26 protein-coding genes are annotated in these 24,636 nt (G+C 46.8%); 13 read left to right on the top strand and 13 right to left on the bottom strand.

Translation table 11 applies throughout. From position 1 onward, the window contains the following. Positions 1 to 3 precede the first annotated feature (3 nt). Positions 4 to 387 carry a hypothetical protein gene (locus GO003_RS10205; protein ID WP_159657053.1) on the top strand — a complete coding sequence of 128 codons (384 nt, stop codon included), beginning with the start codon at positions 4 to 6 and terminating at the stop codon, positions 385 to 387. Positions 388 to 434: 47 nt separating this feature from the next. Here GO003_RS10205 and GO003_RS10200 read toward each other — a convergent pair whose 3' ends face one another. Beyond that, positions 435 to 1,340 carry a LysR family transcriptional regulator gene (locus GO003_RS10200; protein WP_159657051.1) on the bottom strand — a complete coding sequence of 302 codons (906 nt, stop codon included), beginning with the start codon at positions 1,338 to 1,340 and terminating at the stop codon, positions 435 to 437. Between the two features lie 148 nt (positions 1,341 to 1,488). On the opposite strand from GO003_RS10200, the gene GO003_RS10195 reads away from it, so the two are divergent. The 3 genes from GO003_RS10195 (at position 1,489) to GO003_RS10185 (ending at position 4,377) form a co-directional block, all read left to right on the top strand. After that, a complete protein-coding gene (locus tag GO003_RS10195; protein ID WP_231088931.1) occupies positions 1,489 to 3,087 on the top strand; it encodes a SulP family inorganic anion transporter in 1,599 nt (532 codons plus the stop codon). A gap of 195 nt (positions 3,088 to 3,282) precedes the next feature. Further along, positions 3,283 to 3,942 (top strand): hypothetical protein, encoded by a 660-nt coding sequence (locus GO003_RS10190; protein ID WP_206444689.1) that lies wholly within the window; start codon positions 3,283 to 3,285, stop codon positions 3,940 to 3,942. Between the two features lie 162 nt (positions 3,943 to 4,104). Then, positions 4,105 to 4,377 carry a hypothetical protein gene (locus GO003_RS10185; RefSeq protein WP_159657049.1) on the top strand — a complete coding sequence of 91 codons (273 nt, stop codon included), beginning with the start codon at positions 4,105 to 4,107 and terminating at the stop codon, positions 4,375 to 4,377. Positions 4,378 to 4,497: 120 nt separating this feature from the next. Here the strand turns inward: GO003_RS10185 and GO003_RS10180 are convergent, their stop codons facing one another. From GO003_RS10180 to rmuC, 4 genes are all read right to left on the bottom strand, one after another. Then, entirely contained in the window at positions 4,498 to 5,676 is a 1,179-nt protein-coding gene (locus GO003_RS10180) for an MFS transporter (protein ID WP_231088930.1), read from the bottom strand. A 409-nt stretch (positions 5,677 to 6,085) separates the two neighbouring features. Next, positions 6,086 to 6,436, bottom strand: coding sequence for a type II toxin-antitoxin system Phd/YefM family antitoxin (locus GO003_RS10175; protein ID WP_206444694.1), 351 nt, complete (start codon positions 6,434 to 6,436; stop codon positions 6,086 to 6,088). A gap of 283 nt (positions 6,437 to 6,719) precedes the next feature. After that, the gene (locus GO003_RS10170) at positions 6,720 to 7,157 is read right to left on the bottom strand and encodes a UPF0158 family protein (protein ID WP_159657298.1); all 438 of its coding nucleotides are present in this window, start codon (positions 7,155 to 7,157) and stop codon (positions 6,720 to 6,722) included. A 67-nt stretch (positions 7,158 to 7,224) separates the two neighbouring features. Continuing rightward, positions 7,225 to 8,856 (bottom strand): DNA recombination protein RmuC, encoded by a 1,632-nt coding sequence (gene rmuC, locus GO003_RS10165; protein ID WP_206444695.1) that lies wholly within the window; start codon positions 8,854 to 8,856, stop codon positions 7,225 to 7,227. 416 nt (positions 8,857 to 9,272) lie between these two features. Here rmuC and GO003_RS10160 point away from each other — a divergent pair, with 416 nt between their 5' ends. From GO003_RS10160 to GO003_RS10145, 4 genes are read left to right on the top strand one after another with little or no spacing between them, the layout of a single operon-like run. Next, positions 9,273 to 9,569, top strand: a complete 297-nt coding sequence (locus GO003_RS10160; protein ID WP_159657300.1) for a DUF6763 family protein — start codon at positions 9,273 to 9,275, stop codon at positions 9,567 to 9,569. Positions 9,570 to 9,584: 15 nt separating this feature from the next. Then, positions 9,585 to 10,433: an ATPase gene (locus GO003_RS10155; protein ID WP_159657303.1), complete on the top strand. Its 849-nt coding sequence runs from the start codon at positions 9,585 to 9,587 to the stop codon at positions 10,431 to 10,433. Between the two features lie 11 nt (positions 10,434 to 10,444). Then, positions 10,445 to 11,509, top strand: coding sequence for a homoserine O-succinyltransferase MetA (metA, locus tag GO003_RS10150; protein WP_159657305.1), 1,065 nt, complete (start codon positions 10,445 to 10,447; stop codon positions 11,507 to 11,509). 15 nt (positions 11,510 to 11,524) lie between these two features. Next, entirely contained in the window at positions 11,525 to 11,977 is a 453-nt protein-coding gene (locus GO003_RS10145; protein WP_331001634.1) for a nucleoside deaminase, read from the top strand. A 91-nt stretch (positions 11,978 to 12,068) separates the two neighbouring features. Here GO003_RS10145 and GO003_RS10140 read toward each other — a convergent pair whose 3' ends face one another. Further along, positions 12,069 to 12,641 (bottom strand): hypothetical protein, encoded by a 573-nt coding sequence (locus GO003_RS10140; RefSeq protein WP_159657308.1) that lies wholly within the window; start codon positions 12,639 to 12,641, stop codon positions 12,069 to 12,071. 349 nt (positions 12,642 to 12,990) lie between these two features. After that, positions 12,991 to 14,052: a DUF2066 domain-containing protein gene (locus GO003_RS10135; RefSeq protein ID WP_159657310.1), complete on the bottom strand. Its 1,062-nt coding sequence runs from the start codon at positions 14,050 to 14,052 to the stop codon at positions 12,991 to 12,993. Positions 14,053 to 14,128: 76 nt separating this feature from the next. On the opposite strand from GO003_RS10135, the gene purM reads away from it, so the two are divergent. After that, on the top strand, positions 14,129 to 15,178 hold the full coding sequence (gene purM, locus GO003_RS10130) for a phosphoribosylformylglycinamidine cyclo-ligase (protein WP_159657312.1): 1,050 nt from the start codon (positions 14,129 to 14,131) through the stop codon (positions 15,176 to 15,178). A gap of 99 nt (positions 15,179 to 15,277) precedes the next feature. On the opposite strand, the gene GO003_RS10125 is transcribed toward purM, so the two are convergent. Genes GO003_RS10125 through GO003_RS10115 form a run of 3 tightly spaced genes read right to left on the bottom strand, consistent with a single transcriptional unit; the run spans position 15,278 to position 19,769 of the window. After that, positions 15,278 to 17,998 carry a PAS domain S-box protein gene (locus GO003_RS10125; RefSeq protein WP_159657314.1) on the bottom strand — a complete coding sequence of 907 codons (2,721 nt, stop codon included), beginning with the start codon at positions 17,996 to 17,998 and terminating at the stop codon, positions 15,278 to 15,280. 58 nt (positions 17,999 to 18,056) lie between these two features. Beyond that, complete coding sequence (locus GO003_RS10120) at positions 18,057 to 18,659, bottom strand: NUDIX domain-containing protein (protein ID WP_159657316.1); 603 nt, start codon at positions 18,657 to 18,659, stop codon at positions 18,057 to 18,059. Between the two features lie 3 nt (positions 18,660 to 18,662). Beyond that, positions 18,663 to 19,769 carry a PQQ-dependent sugar dehydrogenase gene (locus GO003_RS10115; protein WP_159657318.1) on the bottom strand — a complete coding sequence of 369 codons (1,107 nt, stop codon included), beginning with the start codon at positions 19,767 to 19,769 and terminating at the stop codon, positions 18,663 to 18,665. A 113-nt stretch (positions 19,770 to 19,882) separates the two neighbouring features. Between GO003_RS10115 and htpX the strand changes: the two genes are divergently transcribed. Both htpX and GO003_RS10105 read left to right on the top strand, forming a co-directional pair. Then, positions 19,883 to 20,758, top strand: coding sequence for a protease HtpX (htpX, locus tag GO003_RS10110; RefSeq protein ID WP_159657320.1), 876 nt, complete (start codon positions 19,883 to 19,885; stop codon positions 20,756 to 20,758). A 46-nt stretch (positions 20,759 to 20,804) separates the two neighbouring features. Further along, a complete protein-coding gene (locus GO003_RS10105; protein WP_159657322.1) occupies positions 20,805 to 21,035 on the top strand; it encodes a DUF2835 domain-containing protein in 231 nt (76 codons plus the stop codon). Here GO003_RS10105 and GO003_RS10100 read toward each other — a convergent pair. After that, positions 21,032 to 21,853 carry a formate dehydrogenase accessory sulfurtransferase FdhD gene (locus tag GO003_RS10100; RefSeq protein WP_159657324.1) on the bottom strand — a complete coding sequence of 274 codons (822 nt, stop codon included), beginning with the start codon at positions 21,851 to 21,853 and terminating at the stop codon, positions 21,032 to 21,034. The genes GO003_RS10105 and GO003_RS10100 overlap by 4 nt on opposite strands. Beyond that, positions 21,846 to 22,442: a molybdenum cofactor guanylyltransferase MobA gene (mobA, locus tag GO003_RS10095; protein ID WP_159657326.1), complete on the bottom strand. Its 597-nt coding sequence runs from the start codon at positions 22,440 to 22,442 to the stop codon at positions 21,846 to 21,848. Before mobA ends, GO003_RS10100 begins: the two co-directional genes overlap by 8 nt. A gap of 74 nt (positions 22,443 to 22,516) precedes the next feature. Between mobA and GO003_RS10090 the strand changes: the two genes are divergently transcribed. Next, the gene (locus tag GO003_RS10090) at positions 22,517 to 22,939 is read left to right on the top strand and encodes a DUF302 domain-containing protein (RefSeq protein WP_331001633.1); all 423 of its coding nucleotides are present in this window, start codon (positions 22,517 to 22,519) and stop codon (positions 22,937 to 22,939) included. A 299-nt stretch (positions 22,940 to 23,238) separates the two neighbouring features. Beyond that, positions 23,239 to 23,658 carry a hypothetical protein gene (locus GO003_RS10085; RefSeq protein ID WP_159657328.1) on the top strand — a complete coding sequence of 140 codons (420 nt, stop codon included), beginning with the start codon at positions 23,239 to 23,241 and terminating at the stop codon, positions 23,656 to 23,658. 48 nt (positions 23,659 to 23,706) lie between these two features. On the opposite strand, the gene GO003_RS10080 is transcribed toward GO003_RS10085, so the two are convergent. After that, positions 23,707 to 24,543, bottom strand: a complete 837-nt coding sequence (locus GO003_RS10080; protein ID WP_159657330.1) for a quinoprotein dehydrogenase-associated SoxYZ-like carrier — start codon at positions 24,541 to 24,543, stop codon at positions 23,707 to 23,709. Positions 24,544 to 24,636 lie beyond the last annotated feature (93 nt).

Genomic DNA, 24,636 nt, shown 5'->3' with positions numbered 1-24,636 from the left:
GTAATGACAAAAAAAATTGCTTATAAGGTGTTGTTAACGGTGTTGGTCTTACTGGCAGTGGCATTTTATGATTTGACCCTGCCCTTAATTAAAATCATTATACAGTTAAAAATCAATATCTTAGGGTTCTTTTTAGAACCGTTTCTGCAATCGACTTTTGACATAGAGCTTCGCGAAGCTCGGATCATAGCGGCTTGGATCTATTTGCTGATAGCAATTGTTATATCGGGTTATTTGTTTCTTGTAATTCATCAGGCTTTATTCGCTTTTTTTAACACCACTCGTCAATCCTGGTTAGCCAAAAACCGATTGCAGAAAATAAGTCATTTCCTGCTATTCATCTTGCTGTCTATAGCCATTGGTAAAACAGTCATGATTTTTGTTTAATGCTCAGGGTGTAAACCTGCAGAAAAAGGGGGGCAGGAACGGCGAACCTACGGCACTGTCTCCCCTTGACTGGAGGGCTTAAAATTATGAAAGAGGGTTTTTAATAACGGATTGGGAAAGTGACGTTCCGGGGTGATTGCATAAAAGCGTTCCTTGACCTCTGCGATCTGCACGCATTCGACTAAATGTCCGCTCAGCAATTCGTCACGCACCACCACGGGCGGCACCAGTGTCAGTGTTCCGGATTCACGCGCCAACAGTCTTAACATGGCCATGTCGTCCACTTCGGCAATAATTTTGGGCCGAACGCCGGCTTGATTAAGCAAAAAATCGAAAGCGGTCCGAATTTCGCTTTCCATGCTGGGTACCAATAATTCGGCATGGTGCAAATCGTCAGGAAAATGCAAGGCGGCAGGTGCCGTCCTTGCTTGGCAGACCAAGCTGGCTATCTGTTCATCCAACAAATGACATTGCCAATTTCGGTCCAGGGCATCGGGTGCCGGACGATTGGACAAGATCAAATCCAAAGTGTGTTCCTGCATTTGCTGCATCAAGGTTTTAAGACTGCCGGAATGCAGCACCAACTCAATATCTTCCATAACCAGCAACGGTTTAATTAAATCCAACTGAAAGTTGCGTGACAGGGTGGATACTGCGCCGATACGTAATAAACACCGGCTACCCGCTCCCCGGCGTTGCATGACACTCGAAAGTTCATCACCGGCGCGGAAAATGGCTTGCGCATAGTCCAAAGCAATATGACCGGCTTCGGTCAATATCAACTGTCGCCCTTCGCGTTCAAATAAATTTTGCCCGAAGCTTTCTTCGAGTTTACGCAATTGAATACTCAGCGCGGACTGCGAGATATGCAGTTTTTCTGCGGCCCGAGTCAAGTTATTTTCATTGGCAATAACCCAGAAGTAACGCAGGTGGTGATAGTTTAAGGTGGCCATGATCGTTAAAGTACTCAGCGGGTTACAGAATTACGGCAATTGATATATAAAATATAACGATATTGCAGAAAATATCTATTAGATTAAAGCACAGCGTACAGATAGTCTATTGGGCAATCTTCCAACTTTATTATTTTGTATAACGCCCATGCCTAAAACACTTGTCTATACAGATCTTCGTGCAGGTTTTTTTGTCTCTCTCATTGCTTTGCCTTTGTGCCTGGGTATCGCCATGGCCTCGGGATTTCCTCCTATGAGCGGCCTGATTACCGCAATTATTGGTGGACTCTTGGTGTCACGTATAGGTGGCACCCAACTCACGATTAACGGTCCTGCGGCCGGTTTAATCGTGGTGGTATTGGATTCCGTGCTTACCTTGGGGGAAGGCAATACTACCGCCGGTGTTGCCTATACACTGGCTGCCATTGTGTTATCGGGCTTGATCCAGATTGCCCTGGGCGCATTGCGTGCCGGCAAACTCAGTGCCTTTTTTCCTTCATCGGTGGTACACGGGATGCTGGCGGCCATCGGCATTATCATTCTGATTAAACAAAGCTATGTGTTGCTGGGAGTTCCAGCGGAAACGGGTTCTATTCTGCAACAAGCAATAGCTATACCGAAGGCCATATCCCATCTGAATGTCCCTATTGCCATGATTGGCTTAACCGGGTTGGCCGTTATGATCTTTTGGCCCCGTCTTCCATTTAGATTCAGCCGAACGTTACCGGCGCCGCTCTGGGTTTTGTGCTCCGGTTTGCTGTTGACGTATCACTTCGATTTAGATCAGGTACACCGTTATCACTTTGCAGTGACTCAGTTTTTGGCGCAGAGTGAGTTTTTAATCGGACCTGATTTTTTATTGAATCTTCCAAACAATCCAATGGATGCGCTGTATTTTCCCGATTTTGCGCTGATTGGCACGGTTAAATTTTGGTTCTGCGTCTTTAACATCACCCTGATCGGCAGTTTGGAAACATTGCTGAGTGCTGCGGCGGTAGACAAGTTAGACCCCCAGCATCGTTGTTCCGATTTGAACCGTGACTTGATGGCCATTGGCATGGGCAATACGCTCTGTGGCCTAGTCGGCGGTTTGCCGATGATTGCGGAAATTGTCCGTAGCTCGTCAAACATCAGTTATGGCGCTCAAAGCGGCTGGGCGAACTTTTATCATAGTGTATTTCTGCTGCTGTTTATCAGCTTGGGTTCCGATTTGATCCAACAGATTCCGCTGGCTTCCCTGGCGGCATTGTTGGTTTATACAGGTTTCAGACTCGCCTCACCCATGGAGTTTGCCAAAACCTTAAGCATTGGTTTTGGTCATTTCCTGGTGTTTATCATCACCCTGATCAGTATTTTACTGACTGATCTATTGCTGGGAGTATTGATCGGTATTGTCAGTGAACTGGCACTGCATGGGTTACGAGGTCTTAAGCTTGCTCAGATATTCCAGGCCGCTTACCGTATTGAGGAACAAGAACCCGGCAATTTTCATGTCCTGGTCCACGGTGCTGCCGTATTTTCCAACTTTATTGCGCTAAAAAGCATGACCGGTACGTTACCCAAAGGCCGGCAGGTAATTTTCGACCTGAGTGAAGCCAATTTGATCGACAGCACGGTATTGGAATTCATCTACCACTTTCGCGCCGAGTATCGCAGAGCAGGCGGTATCTGCGAAATAGTCGGCTTACAACAACACCATGCCGTTGCCAAGCATCCATTGTCTGTCCGGCGCACACTCAGGGTCTAGGAGCTGTCGGCATTATTTACGATGTGTTTATGTAAAATACCAAGGGGTGACCTCCCAATGTTCATAGAACATGCTGGTTAATTTAAAATTGTAAAAATTATTGATAGATTGCTATGCATTAAAAACAAACCTGGGATTCAAATCGTTAAGAAGTCGGAAAACCTTAATACATCTTAAATGGAGAGGTGAAATCATATGAACATATCTAAAAAGATTTTATTTTTACTGGGGACAATAATTATATTGGCTTCCTGTGCCATTCCAAAAAAAGAAGAACTTCAAACAGAGGGTTCAAAAACAAGCAATGCAGTACAACAAATCATTGACGACTTAGGTTTAGTCTATGTCGAAGAAGGGGCAAATTCTGTTATTACTTACGATGAAGTTAATGCTGCACAACAAGCATGGTGTGATGCTTTGGTGAAAATAGGCCAATTAAAGGAAGAAGGTGGCGATTACAAGGCTTATGCTGAAAAAGTGCTGTCAGAAGCTTACAACTATGACTACGGAAAGGTGTTTTTTAAGCCTACTTTAGCTTTTGGTGACCAAACCTTTAGAAATGATAAAAAAGGCGCATTGGCCTATTTTGTTGGCGGCGATCCTGATTATCCAAATGATAAAGGTTTTGCCCTTAAGCCATGGATTAAGGCGCGATACGATAATGCCGGTAATAATAATGAAGGTATACAAATATACGGTTCGGTAGCTATAACAATGGGAAATGTGTGGGTTACCGACAAAACCGGTAAAGAAGTCATGGTAGATAAAACCTGGGTTTTCAAAAAAGGAAAAGACGGAAAGCTAAGGATCATAGTACATAAGTCTGCCTTACCCTATTCACCATCTACTGAATAAATAACTTCGGGGGTCGGACTAAATAATAAGCAACTCGATAAGGTGAACCAATAGGATGTGCCGACGCTAGTAGGCGCATCTGTCGAGTTACCCAATACCTTTTTATCTCTTGTATTTCCCTAATTTTTTCATAAATACCCTGTTTCATATAACGGGGTAAGCTTGAATAATGCCAATCAATTACATTTTTCACATGGCCTTTTTACCGGGTCAAATGAATATAATCAACATGGCAGTTGTAATCGTCTAGGTCTTCAATTAAATGCGTCCATAATCGGCGTTGCCAAATACCTAGTTTGCGGCTTTGAAAATATTCCTTTTCAACATATTCCATCGAATGGAGAAATTACCGCTTTAGGCGGTTATGTCCAAATACTCGGCAACCGCTCCCTGCTTAGCTCTACCTCCGGCATCCATCCAGTCGAATGCAAATGATCCGGCATGATGACAATGACATTAAGATGAAATGGCTTGAGTTGTTTGACATATCGAAAGGCGCATCGTAATTCATCAACCTGTCAATCAATAAATGTTTGTTATTTGCGTGCGGCAAGATTAACGGTGCCAAACCAAGCCCAGTAGCGAAATGATGCAAAATGCCGCTCCTGCATAAAATGTGAACGATGCCCCGAGTCGGTCCCACAACAGCCCAGCCAGGACGCTTGCAAGTAGCATCGCCAAACCGCTGACCAGGTTGAAAAATCCATACGCAGTGCCGCGCAAGTCGGCGGGTGCGGTATCGGCAACCATCGTTGCCAGCAAGCCCTGAGTGATGCCCATGTGAATTCCCCAGAGGGCGACACCGGCCAGCACCACACTCCAATGATCGTTAGTTGCCAATACCAGGTCGGCCGCAATCAGGACGATTAAACCGAGAGCCAGGAGGGTTCTGTGATTCATACGGTCGGAGAGCTTGCCGAATGGATACGCCGACAGCGCATAGACTAAGTTCATCGCCACCATCACCAGCGGCACCAGAGCAACCGGGACGCCGCCCTGCTGCGCTCGCAAAACCAGGAATGCCTCACTGAATCGTGCCAATGTGAAGACTGCACCGATACTCACCACCCACCAATACGGACCGCCCAATCGCTTCAAATTCTCACACCGGATCGGATAGGTGCGCTTTGTCGCCTGACGTTGTTCCGGTTCGCGTACCCCGAAGAACAACAGCGCAACGGCCATCAAGCCAGGAATCACCGCCACCCAGAACACCGCGCGGAAGTCATTGGTCCAAAGCAGCATCAGGCCGACCGCCAACAAAGGACCCAGAAATGCGCCCACGGTATCAAGTGACTGACGCAGTCCAAACGAGGCACCACGCAGATTTGATGGCGCAATGTCAGCGACCAATGCGTCACGCGGTGCTCCGCGTATACCTTTGCCGACCCGATCCAGCAGGCGTGCGGTCAGCACCATGCCGGTCGTGGATGCCACGGCAAAAAGTGGCTTGGTGAGCGCGCCCATCGCGTAACCGAATACGGCCAACCCTTTACGCTTGCCTAAATAATCGCTGAAGGCACCCGAAAATATTTTGACGATCAACGCCGTGGATTCTGCCAGTCCTTCTACCAAGCCAACGGCGAAGGCACTGGCCCCGAGCGTCGTGACCATGAACAACGGCAGCAGGCTATGAATCATCTCCGAGGAAATATCCATCAGCATACTGACGAAGCCGAGTACCCATATGCCGACGGGTATTTGCTGCAAGGTGCTTTTGTCTGGTGTTGCCATCTATTTGATTCCCATAAGTCCACTAAAGGCACCCTTGATGTAGTCCACAGGGACGTTCTTGCAAGCACACAATCCGGCCTGTAATTACGTTCCTACTGAGCGCAGCTATACTTCGCGAGGTCATGTTTGGATTTTATGGCAAGGCTGTTTTGTTCGAGAGCAAGGCGCGGAAACTGGCGTAAACTAAGCTATGTAACTGTTTTCGCAAAGCTTCCGCTCCTGCTCACGCCCCCGCTGAAAATCTTGGAAACGGAGCGCCAGCGAAGTGAAGTTTTTTAGTCCCCGATAGCCGGAGCGCCGGGCGGGTTTTCGTAGCTTGCGGAGAAAACCTGCCCGGCATCGCGAAACGGCGTTAAGTCATGCGAGAGCCAATGTTTCGACCCCTTGTTGGGTCGAAACGAGGCGACGCTTACGAATCGGGGCCGCCGGAGGCATCAGTGGTCGCGTAATTTTTGCTGCTTGATTGGGCTGGGATGCCCAAAACAAGCTTTCGCAAAAATAGCGACTCCCCGACAACCCATTCTCGGTCGGTACCTTTTCCTGCTTCGAGTTCCGCTATCGATTCAAGAAGGTGGCGAGCGTTTGCAGGGGAGCGGAGCAAATATGCCGTCTCTTCCATGGACTGGTAGTCCTCTAAGGAGATCATAACGACGGGAGATTCTCTTTTTCGAGTAATAATCACCGGCTCATGGTCATTGCAGACCTTTTCCATTGTTTTTGCAAGGTTAGCGCGTGCTGCTTTATAACTGATGGCATCCATAAAAACCTCCAAAGACTATTACTTGTACATTAATGCGTACAGAATTGTAGATAGACAAAGTAATAAGTTCAATTCGGAGTTAAATCCGCCCGCCGGCTACGCTGAAATTGTCCAGCGCCAAAGATTAGCGGTATTTTATATAGTAGTAGACCCACCCTATTAGCCTGTATTTTCAGGATTGCGGAGATTTGCTCTATCAATGTTGGGTTGGCTATCGCCAACCGCAACCTACGATCAGCCCCATTTAAAAGCATTTATGTCAACCGCTGTAAGTCCTAAAGCCTTACCCTGCTTTAGCAGACCCAACTTCTAAATCGTTTTCTTCGGCCCATTCATAAAGGGCGGATTTGATGGCCTCTTCCTCGTATTTATACCAATCATCAAGCAGATCCTCTCGTTCAAGTAAGTCTTTAAATCGTGAGTAGGCTCCGCGTTTTCTGAAGAAAGCATGTGCTTGGTCGGACTTATCCGGCAGCATTTCTTCAATAAACTGGAGTGCCAGACTTTTCCCCAAATCCAGATCAAATTTATGAGGTACAGCAATGTACTTGCTTTCGTCCTCATAATCTTCGGGTAATTCAGTGTCCACATCAACCAACTCCGAACTGAGGTAGACAGTTCCGGTCACTTTATCCAAGTAGGCAGCATTCTCAAAGGGTGCGCCAGCACTTACCCAATCGTAAGCGTCTAACAGATCTGAAAATTTAATGTAAGTGGACATGGTACGGATCTCAACTAAAAGTTAATGATAACTACGCGGGTTGGAATGGCGGCAGCCCAACAATCCTTCACAGCGGTTCCCCAATGACCGGCTCAATTAACGCCACGGCAACCTCTTTATCGACATCCAGCCCCAGAATCTCAACGCCGCGTAATTTTTTCTCCATGGCACTGGTACGGGTGGTTTGCAGTTTTTCCAACGAGCCCGAGGCCGTCGCAAGCTGTTTATGTACCAGGGCCAACTGCTCACTGTACTTGGCAAATTCTGTTTTCACTTCGGCCAGCACTTTCCATACTTCACTGCTGCGCTTTTGCACGGCCAAGGTTCTAAAGCCCATATGCAAACTGTTTAATAATGCCGACAGTGTAGTCGGACCGGTAATCGTAATCCGATAGGTACGCTGCAGCCGTTCAAACACATCAGGATGGCGCAACACTTCCGCAAAAAGGCCTTCTACCGGCAAAAACATAATGGCAAAATCGGTGGTATGGGGAGGATCAATATATTTACTGCTGATATCTTTTGCAAAACTTTCCACTGTTTTCAATAGTTGTTTTTGAGCGGTATCAATACCCAAAATATTGCCCTCTTCAAATCCGTTTAACAGCGCCTGATAACTTTCCAGCGGAAACTTGGAATCGATGGGCAGCCACACTGTTTTTTCATCGGATTTACCCGGTAATTTGATCGCATATTCCACGTTTGCCTGACTGCCTGCCTTGGTTGCCACATTGGTCGCATACTGATCGGGCGACATGATTTGCTCGAGAATATTGCCTAATTGATACTCACCTAAAATGCCGCGGGTTTTGACATTGGACAATACTTTTTTAAGATCACCGACACCCACAGCCAGCGTCTGCATTTCGCCCAGCCCTTTGTGCACCTGCTCCAAACGGTCACTGACCTGTTTAAACGACTCGCCCAGGCGTTTCTCCAGGGTGTTTTGCAGTTTTTCATCCACCGTTCTGCGCATCTCATTTAATTGCTGGTTGTTATCTTCGCGTATCGCTTTCAGTTGCTTTTCGATGGTGTCTTTTATTTCTGTGATGCTGGTTTTGGCCAGCTGACTGGCTTCCAGTTGCTGCTTGTTTAAATCGGAAAACTTGGTGCGCAATTGCTCATTAAAGTCTTTAATATTTTCGGCAAACTTGGCTTCAAACGACTTGAGTCCTTCGTTGAGTTCCTGCCGGTTGATTTTGGCATCATTTTTCATGCTTTGATCAAAAGCATCAAACTTTTGAATACTGTGTTCTCTGAATTCGTCCTGTTTGCGATTTAACGCCTCGCTTGAAGCCTGAATAGTGAGCGTCATGCCTTGCTTAAAGTCAGCTGAATGACTGATCAGCCGCTCAGATAATTCATTCAGGGTATTTTTGAAGCTGTCCAATTGCTTGTTTCGCACTGTGCTGTTTTCGGCAATCCGATTCAGCAAGGTATCCTGAAAGCTTTTAAAAGCCTCCTGCATTTCCCGCCGGTTTTCCGAACTGACTTCCCGTAACTCTTTTCTGGATTCGATGAAACCCTCTTTCAGACTGCTGCCATGGAGTTGTTGTAAATGCAGTAATTCCTGCACGCCCGCTTCAGAGGTCAAGTTGATCAGATACTTAAGTTTGACAAGAACGATACTTATCGCAATTAATAGCATGATAAGAAAAACACCGTAAATAACGGCTAAAACAAAATAGGAGTCGGTCATTGATCAGTCCTTACAGGATCAGAGGGCAAACATTTTGAAATCATCTGTACTTTTTTCTTTGCTTTACCTTCATATTCAGCTAATTTTTTAACCATAAAGGAAGCGGGGCGTCCGAAAGCAAAGACGAGCCGCAATCGATCTTTTTAGGATTTTGCAGCAAGCGTTAATCGGGTATAGTAAAAAGATAATCGCAGTTAGTAAATCAAAGTAAGATTAACAGCATAAGGATTTTCTAAGCGTATCTGCTCACCCGCTCCATTATTATTGGGTTAGGTGGTTGATTGAAAAGGCTTCTGCAACAGGGATGTTGCAGAGAGCTAAAGGGACGTATTCACGCGTCCTTTGAAATCAATCACCTAAACACTCAATTCAAAGTGGGCGAGTAGTTACTTCCAATCAATAATGAGGATGTAGAAATGACTACCATAACAGATCCCGTCATCGATAGATGGTACAAAGATGTTGAGAACAACCTGACTTTCAAGGTTGTTGCTATTGATGAAAGTGACGAATCTATCGAAGTACAATATTTAAACGGTGAGATTGGCGAATATGACAACGACAGTTGGTATACTTCGACCTTTGATTATATTGAAGCCCCGGAAGACTGGAGCGCTCCTTATGAACTGGAATCGGATGACCTGGGATACAGCGATCCTGATGATCATACCCGTTTTATTGACGATGAAAATTTCACCGACTATCTGGAATAACAGGAATCAATTTAAATGAGAATGAGTGCGCAGGAATTTCTGGACTGGGAATCCAAAAGCATTACCCTGCTGGCCATGTCCGGCGCAGGAAAAACCACATTGGCGAATAAACTGCCCAAGGATAAATGGTTTCACTATTCCGGCGATTACCGTATCGGCACCAAGTATCTGGAAGAGCCGATTCTGGACAATATCAAGCAGCGCGCCATGGCAGTGCCTTTTTTAAGAGAACTGTTACTTTCAGACAGTATCTATATTTGTAACAATATCACTGTTGAAAATTTAGCCCCGGTTTCGAGTTTTCTTGGAAAGATGGGTAATCCCGATCTAGGCGGTTTATCGTTGAAAGAGTTTAAAAGACGTCAACAACTGCATCATCAAGCTGAAATAGCCGCGATGTATGACGTGCCCGACTTTATCAAAAAAGCCGAAGACATTTACGGCTACAAGCATTTTATCAACGATGCCGGCGGCAGCGTTTGTGAACTGAACTGTCCGGAGGTGCTGGAAACGTTGGCGGAGCATACGCTGATCGTTTATATCAAAATCCCACCCGAACTGGAACAAACCATCATTGCGCGCGCTAAAAGCGACCCCAAACCGCTTTATTACCGGGAAACTTTTCTTGATGAAAAACTGGATGCCTTTATGAGGGCATTTCATTACACCGATCCAAATTTAATCCCGCCAGATGAGTTCGTAAGCTGGGTCTTTCCGGAATTATTCAAAGCCCGTGTGCCGCGTTATGAAGCCATCGCGTCACAGTATGGTTACACCATCAGTGCCACTGACACGGCATTGGTCAATAACGAAAATGATTTTATCCAGCTTATCGCTAAAGCGATTGCTGAACAGCACAACTGAGCGATAGCGTAATGCCTTTAGTCGCCTATAACGATTTACCGTCCTTTGAACGATTACGTGCGGAGGGCGAAGAAATATTAACCCCTGAACGCGCCAGGCGTCAGGACATCCGCGAAATGCATATCGGTCTTTTGAATATGATGCCGGATGCCGCTCTGGAAGCCACTGAACGGCAGTTTTTCAGACTGGTCGGTGCGTGTAATCAGATCACCCAATTTCATGTCCACCCGTTCACCATTCAAGGCTTGCCCAGAAGTCCGCAAGCCCAAATGCATATCGACCGCTATTACGAATCATTTGAAACCATCAAAAAAGACGGATTGGATGCGCTGATTATCAGCGGTGCGAATGTCACTCATCCCAAACTGAACGAAGAAGCATTCTGGCAGCCTTTAAGCGAAGTTTTCGACTGGGCCAAGCAGAACGTGCCCTCAGTACTCTGCTCCTGTCTTGCTACGCATGCGCTGATTCAATATTGTTACGGCATAGAAAGAACGCCTTTACCGGCAAAACGCTGGGGGGTATTTCCGCATAAAGTGCTGGACCGGACGCATCCGCTGGTTGCGGAAATCAATACCCGTTTTGATGTGCCCCATTCCCGGTTTAACGAAATTTTTCAGGCCGACATGGAAGCGCATGGCCTAAAGATTCTGGTTGCCGGCAAAGAAGCCGGTGTCCACCTTGCCACCAGTCCGGACGGTTTTCGTATCGTTTTCTTTCAGGGTCACCCGGAATACGATGACATCAGCCTGTTGAAAGAATACAAACGTGAAGTGCTGCGTTTTTACCATGCTGAAAGGGCTGATTACCCGCCCTTCCCCGAAAACTATTTCAATGCTGTTTGCCGACAGATCCTGGAAGAGTATAAGGAAGAGGCTATCGCGGCTAAAAATGACAAGAAAATACCGGCTGAATTTCCGGAAGCATTGCTGTTGGAACATATTGACAATACGTGGCGAGACACCGCCAAGGCCGTCTTCAATAACTGGCTGGGCAAGATTTATCAAATCACCGACCAGGATAGACGAGTCCCTTTTATGACCGGTATAGATCCGGAGAACCCCTTAGGTTTATAGATGCATGAGACGTATTTGAAGCAAGCAATCGCATTGGCATGTGAAAATGTCGATTCAGGAGCAGGCGGGCCTTACGGTGCGGTTATCGTCAAAGATGGCGTTGTCATTGCTGCCAGCGGCAACAAAGTCACTCAGAATCTGGATCCTTCAGCCCATGCTGAAATCATGGCCATTCGTATTGCCTGCCGGCATTTGGGCAGCTTCAAGCTTCAGGGCTGCACGCTTTATAGCAGCTGCGAACCTTGCCCCATGTGTCTGGGCGCCATTTACTGGGCAAGGATAGACCGGGTATTTTTTGCGTGCAATCGCTTTGATGCGGCAATGGCCGGATTTGATGACAGCTTTATTTACGAGCAAATTCCCCTGGAACCTTCGATTCGATCAATACCTATGCTGAACATAGACATGGAAGAAGCAGAGACTCCTTTTAAACTGTGGAATAAAGCAACGGATAAAATTCTGTATTAAAACTTACGGATATCGCATAGAAACACGCTACCGGATAGCAACAATCTAAAAACCTTCCCTGGCTTTAATGACAGATCAATCGGCCCAATTTTTATTGGGCAGGCGCACTGGTTTCTTTTGCGGGTTCAGCGGCTTTAGACGTTTGATCGGCTGACTGGGTCGCTTCAACTTTGGGTTCAGCAGCAGTTTGAGGCGCTTCAGCTGGCGACGTTACCGGAGCAGCGGCTTCAGGGGTTTGACCCGCCCCTGCAGCTTGGCCGGAATTAGCCACTTTCAACAACCACCCGTCTGATCCACGACAGCCAAATTCAGCTTTGGCATCCACATTGACCCTGACAAACTTACCATTGAGCGAAGCAGGCAATTTTGTACTGACTTTGTAAAAAAGATTCTTGTTTTCAATCGTTAAGGGCAGTTTTTCATTCTTGGCCTTTACGGTCAGTGTATTAATATCAGTCCAGCCGGAAATGGTGAAGTGAATTTCCGATTCAGGGGGCACTTCAACTTTATTGTCTTCGCTGTATTCAGGGAGATTAAAGCCTAAAATTTTAGGGGTTTTGCAAAGCGCTCTTTTTTCCTCTTCCGTCAAAGCCCAGGCTCCGGACGAAATCAATAATCCCCCGACAACAGCCAAGCACTTGAATAAATTTTTATTATTTTTCATGTTATCCTCACTTCACTTTATTATTGTTTCAATCAGCATTCTGACGACCTACCCTTTGACTAACCGAAAGCACTGTATTGGATTTATAAATTAAACGTAACTACTCGCCCGCTTGTAATAGAGGGTGTAGGTGAATGATTGAAAAGCCTTCTGCAAGAGGGATGTTGCAGAGAGCTAAAGGGACGTAATCATGCGTCTTTTGAAATCAAGCACCTTCACCCAATAAAATGGGTGGGGGGGGATGAGCAGGTACAAATAAACTTTGAATACGTTTGTAAATTTTTTCAACCCCCTTTTCATCGCAAGACCACTTTAATAACTTTTGACATTTTACTCAACTGCTAAACATTTACCGTTTGGGCAATAAGGTAAAAATCAATTCTTCCCCTGAAAAACCCGGTATACCTCTTGGCTCTAGCACTCGGCCCAAGCCTAATATATCTTCAAAAAAGACCCGGTCCCCCTCAAAAGTCACGGCATAGGTATTCAACCCCTGTTTAGTACCCAACCAATTAGCCGATTTAACCATGGGCAATGACGTTAAATAACGATTAATGCGGTTCATGTCGTCTGCGCCTTGCACGCCCATGACACTGACGTTTACTGTGGTTAAATTAACCTCACCGGGCTTGACGCTGTAATATTTGGACAAATTGCTGTAGGTGCCGCCCATTCCCCCGAGCAAGGCTTCGTCTAACGATCCGCAGGCACCCGTCCACTGAGCAACATTGTCATCAAAATACAAGGCCCATTCTGCCTGCCAGCAACCCTGTTTGTAAACTAGCCTACCAGCTAAAATCGAAACCACATCATACCTTGCGGAAATTGTCATTAACTGGGCCGGATAGGCACTCAATACATCACCGACAGTGATCTGGGTTTTCTCAGCAAGATCCATCAGAGGAAAAATGATGGGGATACCGGCAAGACGAGCCGCCTTATTAAGAGACTGACTGATCATGGGCATGGTGTCCGATTTAAAGAATTGCCTCTGCCCTTCTTCCTCCACAACCAGCCAGACCAGGGTTTCAGGTCTAATTTCACTCCAGATACTCAGCTTACTGGACTTAAGCAAGTCAAGCAGCAGTTCTTCATCAAACAAGACTCGCACAGGCCGCTTATCTGATTGGGCTTCATTCCGGTTGTCAATCATCGCGTACTGAAATTGTTTAACGTACACCGGCGCAGTATCCAAAAGCTTCTGAACAACGGGATCAGTCAAAATATCGTTCCCGGCCAGGACTCGCTGCAAAACGACAGTCAATGCAGCTTTGATTGCCGCATTTTTATCATCCTGGGTCTGACTCTTTGCCATCACCTCGGTTTCAAACAGCCCTTTTACCTCAGCGGCAACAGCACTTTGACTTGCTAACACGCAATAAATAACCAGTAACCTTAAAACCCTATTCATAAGCTTCACACAAATCTGATGATGTCTTGTACAATATCGGTCGTTAAAACCTTTACTTTAGCAAGAGAAACTAACATTGAGCGAACAAAATCAACACGGTTTAGATTATAAAAGTGCTGGCGTCGATATTGAGGCAGGCAATCAACTCGTTGAACGCATTAAACCAATAGCGGCCAGGACACGTATACCGGGCGTTATGGCAGGCTTGGGCGGTTTCGGTTCAATGTTTGAATTGCCTCTGGGCCGCTATCGTAACCCCATTCTTGTCTCAGGCACAGATGGCGTCGGCACCAAACTTAAACTGGCCCTGGATACCGGCATTCATTCGACAGTGGGCATCGACCTGGTCGCCATGTGCGTTAATGACATCATAGTGCAAGGCGCCGAACCCTTGTTTTTTTTAGATTATTTCGCAACCGGAAAACTGGATGTGGATACCGCGGCATCCGTCATCGAAGGCATAGGCAAAGGCTGTGAACTAGCCGGAGCAGCGCTGGTTGGCGGGGAAACGGCAGAAATGCCGGGCATGTATGCTGACGGCGAATACGACTTGGCCGGCTTTTGCGTAGGCATCGTGGAAAAAAGTCAGATCATTGACGGCACTCAGGTTAAAGCCGGTGATGCTCTGATTGGTATTGCTTCGTCCGGTCCTCATTCCAATGGTTACTCGCTGATCCGCAAGATCATCAGCCACAGCAATGCCTCGCTTGACGATGACTTTAACGGCAGACCGCTAGGCGAAGCCCTGCTGGAACCCACCCGGATTTATGTCAAATCGCTGTTGAATCTGATTAAGCAGGTGCCGGTTCATGCTTTAGCCCACATCACCGGGGGCGGCATTACTGAAAATCTGCCTCGCGTTTTACCCAATCAATTAAGCGCGCAAATCGATTTGCAAGCCTGGACACTGCCGGGTATTTTTAAATGGCTGCAAGATCAGGGCCGTGTTTCCCAACCCGACATGCTGACAACATTCAATTGCGGTATCGGAATGATTGTCTGCGTCGCTGCGGAAGATGCTGCAAAAACACTGGAGATCCTGAATGCCTCTGGTGAAACCGCATTCAATATCGGTCAAATCATTGCTTCCGAAACCGGTAAAGCCGTGGTTTATGTTAATGGTTAATTAAAACACCCTGACTAGACGCTGATTCATCTGCCGGTTTCCCTAAAGATGAACCAGCGGCACAAGAAAAATTGGTTCTTTCAAGCCTATCGTTGGAATCTAGCCGGAAGGTTGCTGAAAGGCATTTAAAATGGTCAATAACTTCTCAAGCTCAAGCGGTTTGAGTAAATAATGGTCGAATTCGGACGATTGCGAAAGCTCACCACCCACTGCCATTCCGTAACCACTTAGCGCAATCAGCAGCGCATCTTGAGTTACAGGCAACTGGCGAAGCCGTTTGGCAACCTCATAACCATTCATGTCAGGAAGCCCGATATCTATCAACACCACTTGCGGACTAAAAATTTGAGCACACTCAATCGCCTTGGCACCGCAATCTGCCGATTTCAGCTCATGACCGTATATTTCCAACAACATGGTCAGACTTTCAGCCACATCAGCATAATCATCCACAATCAAAATACGAAATTTAGGCATCGGCAGCACAGATAAGGGGGTTGCCGATTCCTGCGGAGAGGATTCCAACGGCAAAGAAGGCAACTTTACAACGAATGTACTGCCTTTGCCAATGCCCGGGCTAACCGCTGAGACGGTGCCCCCATGCATCTCGGTTAACCGGCGCACTAAAGTCAGACCTATTCCCAAACCTCCCTGAGAATGCGCCAGGGAATTATCCGCCTGGATAAAGAGATCGAAAATATGCGGCAATGTCCCAGAGGGTATTCCGATACCCGTATCCTTGATCTCAATCACGGCATTTGAACCTTCCCGCGAAACACTCAGCATGATTTTTCCGCCTTCGCCGGTGTATTTGCTTGCGTTATTAAGCAGGTTGGACAGCACTTGTTCCAACCGGACACGATCGCCCTCAATCCATAGCGGCGCAAAAGTCTGCGAGATAATCAATTCCTGTCTACGCAATTCAATCAGTGGCCGGCTAATTTCCAAAGCTGCATTGGCTATTTCCCCAAGCTCTAGACGCCCGGGTTTCAATGTAATTTTGCCCTGCATAATACGGGCTACATCCAACAGGTCATCAAGCAGTCGTGCAATATTAGACACTTGACGGTCGATAACATTGAGCCCCCATGCCTGCTTGGGATCAGTCAATTGTTGCAATTTGAGAAACTGCACCGCATTGCGAATAGGCGCCAGCGGATTACGCAATTCGTGAGCTAACATGGCCAAAAATTCATCTTTACGTCGATCCGCCAGAAGAAGAGCTTCCTCGGCGCGTTTGCGTTCGGTAATATCGGTCGATACACCCAACAGTTTGTTGCAACTGTTATCGTCGTCGATCAGCGGAATCTTGATCGTGCTGAACCAGTGAACTGAGCCATCGGCATGGGTGACTTTTTCCTCAGGGATGAACTTGGCCTGAGCGGTGTTTATCACTTCCAGGTCATCCTGACAAAATTTAGCCACTTCGTCAGAATTGGGATTGAATTGATCATCAGTCAACCCGATCAAACTGTCAGCATTTGTGCCATAACATTTAGCCAAGGCCTCATTACTCAAAAGAAATCGTCGCTTCCGGTCTTTGACAAAAATCATACTGGGTGTCGCATCGATAACTTGTCTGAGAAAGGCACGCTCCTGTTGGAGTGCTTCCTGACTGCTTTTGATATCGGTAATATCTTCAGTGGTACCGAAAGCACCCAGCAGTAAACCCTGCTCGTCGAATTCAAGTTCGGCCAGTTCACGCACCCATTTGGTCTTGCCGTCTATCAGCAATCTGTGTTCAATATCATAGGACTTGCCGATCAGAGCATCTTGCCACGCCGCATCGACAAAGGCTAAGTCTGCGGGGTGGACAATCTCAAGAAATGACTGGTAGTTTAAAGGCGTACCTATGGGCAGGCCAAAAATGCGATAGTTTTCATCAGACCACTGCAATCTGTTATTACAGACATCCATACGCCAGCTGCCGATATGGGCGACTGCCTGGGCACGATTAAGATCATGTCGGCTTTTGAGCAATGCCTCTTCAGCTTGCCTGCGCTCCGAAATATCGCTTTGCGTACCGGTCATACGCTTGGCTTTACCGTTGACATCGATCTCCATCACACTGCCGTGATCAAGTATCCATTTGATGCTGCCATCTTTATGGAACATACGGTATTCAACTTTATGCACCAATGAACGTCCTTCAAGTGTATCCGTTAAAGACTGCCATACTTTTTCTTTATCATCCGGATGAATAAGTTCAGCCCATTGTCGGCTAGTTTGCTTTAGTTCCTCAGGACTGTAACCCAGCATTCTTGCCCATATTTCATTTCTTTCCACTTTATCGGTTTCAATATCCCAGTCCCAGAATCCCAATTCCGCCCCTTCCAAAACCAATCGGAGCCTTTCCTCACTTGCTTGTAATGCCGTTAATGCGGCATTTTTGGCATGTTCTGCTTTTTCCCTTTCCCGGATTTCATTGCGTAAAATGGTCACCGTATCGGGTAATTCAAGTGCTTGAGGAACGACTCGAAACACAACGATTAAAGTCATTAATGAAAGAACGGCGGTTAGCGCTTTTACCCATCCGTCTAACCAATACAGCGGTATCCAAATGGTAATCACAGAAATGACATGTGTCATTCCACAGGCAACGATAAAGGCACAAAACATCAAAAACACATTACTGTAAGGAATGCCTTTACGTTGCCTTATAAAGCTGAAAATAACCAGAGGAATCAAAAAGTAAGAGAAAGCTATAACAGCGCCTGAAGCAACGTGCAGCCATAGCAGTGTTGAGTCCCAGCTTAAGCAATAACCGTGAGGCGTAAAATTTTTTACCCCCAAAAAATCCATGATTGTTTGTATCATCATTTGCTTGTTTGTTTGATACCGCCATTGCCAATAAGCAATGATTGTCAGCTTGAAACGTTCATTCCCCAAGCCATCGTTTTCGGAGTTTTTGCCGGTTCAGCGCCAGCCACTGTATAGCGATAATCGGAATACCGGAATTGATTTCCCCCTGGTCCATCAGCGCATAAGCTTCGTCAAAACTAACAGCCCGAACCAGGATATCTTCCTGTTCATGGTCCAAACCGTGTATGCCTCCGATGTCCCGGCTATCAACCCGCCCGCAGAACAGACTGATCCACTCAGATGACCCGCCGGGCGTGGTATAAAACTCCTTGATCAGGATCATGTCTTTAACGTCGCAGCCGGCTTCCTCACGAGATTCTCGATAAGCCACTTCTTCAGGCGTCTCACCTTCCTCTATGGCTCCGGCCACGATTTCCAATAACCAGGCGGGTTCTGGCCGCAAAATGGCACCTACGCGGAATTGTTCAATCAACACCACAGCATCGCGATCTGGATCGTATAACAACACGGCTACGCAGTTGCCGCGTCTGAACAGCTCTCGGTCCAGTTCCTCGCTCCAGCCGCCAGCATATAAAACATGTTTCAACCGGTATTTTTCCAGCCTGAAAAATCCCTGGTAAACCACCTCGGTATTCAGAATTTCAAATGCTTTATCCATTGCCTAAGGGGTGTAAGTAACTTTGTAGATAACGCCCAGATGATCGTCGGAAATCAGGAGACTTCCATCCTGCGTTTCCAAAACATCCACAGGACGGCCTAATACCTTCCCAGTTCCGGCCAGCCAGCCCGAGATAAAAGCATCATCCGATACCGGTTTACCTTGCTCGAATTTGACCAGTACCACTCTGTAGCCATGAGGTTCGGTACGGTTCCATGAACCGTGTTGCGCAACGAATAATTGATTTTTAAAGCTCGCTGGAAACTGTTTGCCGCGATAAAAATGCAATCCTAACGGCGCCATGTGCGCTTTGAAAGTCCAGGCAGGCGCAACAAAATCTTTACAGCTTTTATTTTTACCAAATTCAGGATCGGCAATAATGCCTCCGTGGCAATAGGGATAACCGAAATGCTGACCTTTTACCGACCACTGATTGAGTTCTTCAGGCGGCACATCATCGCCCATAAGATCACGTCCATTATCGGTGAAAAACAGTGCTTTTGTTTCGGGTTCCCAAGCCATCCCCACAGAATTGCGGATGCCTCGCGCAATAATCTCAAAATCACTGCCGTCGGGATTCAAGCGGACCAGGGAGGTATAGATGTTCTTGTCAGGCTCGCAAATATTACAAGGGGCTCCAATAGAGGTATACAGCTTGTCATCCGGACCGAAGCGAAGGTATTTCCAGCCGTGATGTTGATCGAAAGGAAACTTGTCATACACGACCCTGGGTTTGGGAGGGGTGTCCAAATGCTCTAGAATGTTTTCGAATTTTATAATTCTATTAACTTCGGCAACATACAATGTCCCCTTATTGTAGGCCACGCCATTGGGCATATAAAGTTGCCTGGCAATCACAAAGGTTTTATCGGCTACGCCGTCGCCGTTAATATCCTGAACGGCATAGACATCGCCTTTTTGGCCTGTACCAACAAAAACGACGCCATTTTCTGCAATAGCCATCGATCGTGCATTAGGCAGATGGTCAGCAAACAATGAAATTGAAAAACCGGGGGGCAGGTGTAATTGTTTGAGAATGGCATGCTTACTTTCAGCCTGTGCATTCAGGATTACCCCAAAAAACAACGCCAGATAAGCGATAAGTTTCATCTTTTAGTCCTCTGCAATAAACTTTGAACTATGTTAGCACTGAGCAGATCAATTGAATTAAAATTTTGAGACCCCATATCGTTTTCAACTCAATCAATATATAGGTCAATAACATGATGCGAATTATTCTATTCCTGGCTACTAATGCGGCGATACTGGTGGTAATCAGTGTCATTTTTAATGTCTTGGGACTCAGCGGTACGCTGGATGCTCAGGGTATCGATCTGAATCTTAACGCGCTGTTGATTATGTCGGCAGTCATCGGCATGACGGGTTCGTTTATTTCCCTGGCCATATCAAAATGGTCGGCAAAATCCAGCATGGGCGTTCAGGTGATAGAACATCCGACCAACCAGACAGAGCGCTGGCTCGTGGATGTTGTTGCCCGTCAAGCCCAGGCCGCAGGCATCGGCATGCCCGAAGTCGGTATTTTCCAAAGTCCCGATCCTAACGCTTTTGCTACCGGCATGAATAAAAACTCGGCACTGGTCGCCGTCAGTACCGGACTTTTGCAGAGCATGAGCACGGATGAGGTGGAAGCGGTACTGGGCCACGAAATAAGCCACGTAGCCAATGGTGACATGATTACCATGTCGCTGATGCAAGGCGTGGTCAATACCTTCGTGTATTTCTTTGCAACAGTCATCGGTCACTTTGTCGATCGTGTGGTGTTCAAAACCGAACGCGGTTACGGCCCTGCTTACTATGTTACACAGATGGTTATGCAAATCGTGTTATCGATTCTCGCGTCCATGCTGGTCATGTGGTTCTCTCGTTACCGTGAATTCAGAGCTGACGCAGGTGGTGCAAATTTAGCCGGCCGCCAAAAAATGATCGGTGCGCTGCAAGCCTTGCAACGGGCTCATGAACCGGCAGACTTACCCGGTCAACTGGCCGCATTCGGGATTCACGGCGGCGGCATCAGTCGCTTGTTTATGAGTCATCCGCCGCTGGAAGAGCGTATCGCCGCCTTGAAAAACCAACGTTAATTAACTCTATTGATGCCGGACAGGCAACTGTCCGGCTTTTATTTTCATGGCTCAAAACCAAATCATTCGATTCTCACTCAATCTAGGCTACGACCAGTACCTTATGGTTTACCAGGGCGTTGCCAAACAAGTTTCTGTCGTGGCCGATGATGGTCGGCGTATCGCCTTTCCCGCTGGCAAAATTCAAAGCTATCTGAATCGTGACGGCGTCTCGGGCTATTTTGAAATGGAGTTAACGCCAACCAATCAGTTTGTTTCGATCAGAAAACTGCGTTAGTCCTCCTGCTTGACATCAAAATCAATATGCTCGGCCCCGTTCAAAACCAGAAAATGACGGCCTTTGGACCTCGCAATCAGCGTGACGCCGGATTGCCTGGCCATTTCCAGACCCATCTGAGTTGCTCCGGACCGCGACAGCAATACCGGTATCTCCATTTGAGTGACCTTGATCACCATCTCGGAAGTCAAACGTCCTGTCGTGTAAAAAATTTTATCCTGACCGGATATGCCGTTTAACCACATAAATCCTGCAATGGCGTCAACCGCGTTATGGCGCCCTACATCTTCGACAAAAAAATCAATGTCCGTTCCTCTGCATAGCGCGCAGCCATGCACCGCACCCGCTTTTTTGTAGACTTCGTTATATTCCTTCAATGACGCCAGCATACCGTACAAGGTCGATTGTTTAATCGCCATGTCCTGTACACGGATCATTTTTAATTTTTCCATCAATCGCCCGAAGACAGTACCCTGACCGCAGCCTGTCGTCACCGTTCTTTGCGCCATTTGTCCGGAAAAATCACTGTTATCCCGATAAGTCGCAACAGCCACCGCTTCGGTTTCCCAATCGACTTGAACCGCTTTGATTTCGGCAATATCCTCAAAAAATCCCTGATTTTTCAGATAGCCCAGCGTCAGCAATTCTGGGTGTGTCCCCATCGTCATTAATGTCACTATTTCCTGTTTGTCGACATAAATGGTCAACGCCCGCTCTCCGACCAGTTCTATCAGGCGTTCCTCGCCTTTTTCATCGACGGCTATGACTGATTTTGAAAAAGCCAGACCGGCATGACTGATTTCCGGTTTATTATTCATGGACCTCAGCCTCCAATTGCTCCAAATCCGACAAGGTGTTGATATTTTGAAAGACTTCGGGCTGTTCGCTGAAATTGACTTTCACCAGAACATGTTGCTCAAGCCAGCGATCAATTTTTCGCTCACCGCTGTTAAGATACTGCTCAAGACTGTCTTTAAGACCGGTTTTAAGTGCCAGAAAAACGGGGTGCAAGCGTTCACCGTCATACGCGACCGCTATATCGGCATCCGCCTCAGCGCGTTCAGTCAATAGTCGCTGCAGATGCTGGGGCTGAATAAGCGGAGAATCGCAAGGCATGACCACCAGCACATCGCCATCGGTTGAACACAGCGCTGATAAAACACCGGCCAGCGGCCCATCAAACGTCTGCGTTTGATCGGCAATGACCGGAAAACCGAAAGCCCGGTATTCAGCTTCATTACGATTGGCATTAATCATCAAGCTTCCGGTAACCGCCCGCATCGCCTCAATCGCATAAGCAACCATTGGCCTGCCTTTGTATTTCACCAAGCCTTTATCTTGTTGATTCATCCGTCTTGCCATTCCTCCGGCAAGAATCACTCCCGTCACTTTTGTTTGATCGTTCATAATGTTAAGCTTTGCCGCAACCCTGTAAATTGTTATAAATGATGCTGATACGCCTACTCATTTTCGCAACTCTTGTGCTAATTGCAAGCTGTGCTTCACACCCTCAGGGAGAGTTTATTCGTTACTACGAGGCAAAAACAGACAAGCCCTATGATGACGTGTTAGCTGAACTGGAAGTTGCCATCGCCGAACACAATTTTAGAATTACCGGTCATAGCCGGGTCGGCAAAGTGATTCGGGATAGAGGCACACCGGACTTTCCGGACTATGACACGATTCAATTCTGCAATCTGACCCATGCTAAAACCCTGCTGCAAATGTCACCGCACGCAGTCAGACACATGCCGTGCAATGTTGTGGTATACCAATTTGAAGGCAAAACCATCATCAAAACGCATCTGATGCCAACCGATACGCAGCATCAGGAATTGAATGCATTTTCTGAAAAAATGAACGAAATGCTGATGAAAATTGTCGATTTCGCTGCCGAGCAATAGTAATAATTTTGTGGCTTTGAAGGATGGCGTAAGCCTTGCCAGGAACGCCGTAAACCCCTCCATGGGGGCTTGACGGCAGCATCCTTGCTGCCAACATCCCCGCAAAGCTTATGCCTACCCTTTTTCATCATTAAACGGGGAATTGCTGGAACAGTAGCAGCAACTTTTAATTTACAATCGGTCGTGATAAAAAAGCGGTCTAGACCGGCCTGGGATACAAAACCACCGAAAACTCTGCCAATGCAGACTGGCCGGGGATTTTTTCAACGCTCTGAACTAATGGAACAAGAGAACTTTTAATGAAATATACACACTTACTTTTTGGTTTAGCCTTGATAGCTGGAACCGTGGGCTGTACTGGCACACTTGAAAAATCTGATGAAGAACCGGTCGCGATCAATGATTTTCCTACTCAGGAACGTATTGATTATGCGCTGAGCTGTATAGCCAAAAAAGGCGGACTGACGTATATCTCTCAATACGGTTGCGGCTGTAAAGTGGATAAAATCGCTGAAAAAATGAGTTTTGAAGAATTCGATCAGGCCCGGACTTTCGGCTTCTTAAGATCAACGCCCGGCGAGGCAGGCGGTGTATTTAGAGATCCTGAACATGCCAAAAAACTAAAAGCAAAATTACAAGCGGCCGAAGAGTACGCGGAAAAAAGTTGTTTTGTAAAACAAATTCAAAACCCCAAACTAAGTCCGACTCCCTCCAAATAAAAGCTGATTGAGGGCGATTCCTGCCGGAATCGCCCTTTTGATGGAAGATCAAGGATTGATCTGATAACTCTCCGAATAGCCATTACCGGACGTGCAGACTGCCCGGCTGGTAGGACTCTCACACGAAGCATCGGTAATTTCCGCTTTCAGCACGCCGGATTTTTCGGGTACAAAAAAGAACCTGAAATTGGGATCTGCGCTGACAGCAATATCGGTTTTAGCAGACAGCACCGGTTTACCCTCGAAAGTAACATTGACCGATCTGACGAAGTGAGACTTTTTAATCGTGCGGCTTACCTGATCCATTTGCATGCCGGAAATATTCGGGTGACTGATGAACAGTTGAACCTCATTGGCCTCGCCGGTTTTCACTTGTTCAGGAACACGGAATTTCATTTTACCCAGACGTTTCATCGCCGCATCCAGATCGGCTCCCATAGGCGCAGAACAGCCGCCACTGGCTTTAATGTATTTTTTTGCCATGAACAGCTGGCCGTCGTTTAATTCGGCAACGACTCTGACAAAACTGTAAGTATTGACTCTCACCCGCATGGCCAGATCGGCTTTGCCGCTATCAGGGCCCATCTCAAATTCGCCGACAAACGGATACGGATTATTGTCGACAAACACGGTAATTTTCTTGATAAATTTGTCTTTCGTTTGCGGTATCTGACTGACAATTTTTAACGGAACCAGTGCGGGATCCTCCGCCCGATAAGGCGCATCCACGGTAATTACCGCGTCGGATTCGACAATGGCCTTGCCTTGATAATACTGATCCTTGAGAACATTCGTCCAGTTTCTTTCATCTTCAGCAGCGCTTACCTGAGTCGCGGCCACTAACAGGATGCAACCCAACAACCACCCAAATCGTTTTCTTTTCATTTTTTGCCTCTCTTTAAAGACGGATAATTGAAAATTTGCTTACATTTGACCTAACTACTCGCCCGTTTTGAATTGAGGGCGTAGGTGCTTGAT

The organism is Methylicorpusculum oleiharenae (genome assembly GCF_009828925.2).
In the GTDB taxonomy this organism is placed as follows: domain Bacteria; phylum Pseudomonadota; class Gammaproteobacteria; order Methylococcales; family Methylomonadaceae; genus Methylicorpusculum; species Methylicorpusculum oleiharenae.
The sequence above is the reverse complement of the archived record's forward strand: the minus strand, read 5'-3'. Positions and strand labels throughout refer to the sequence as shown.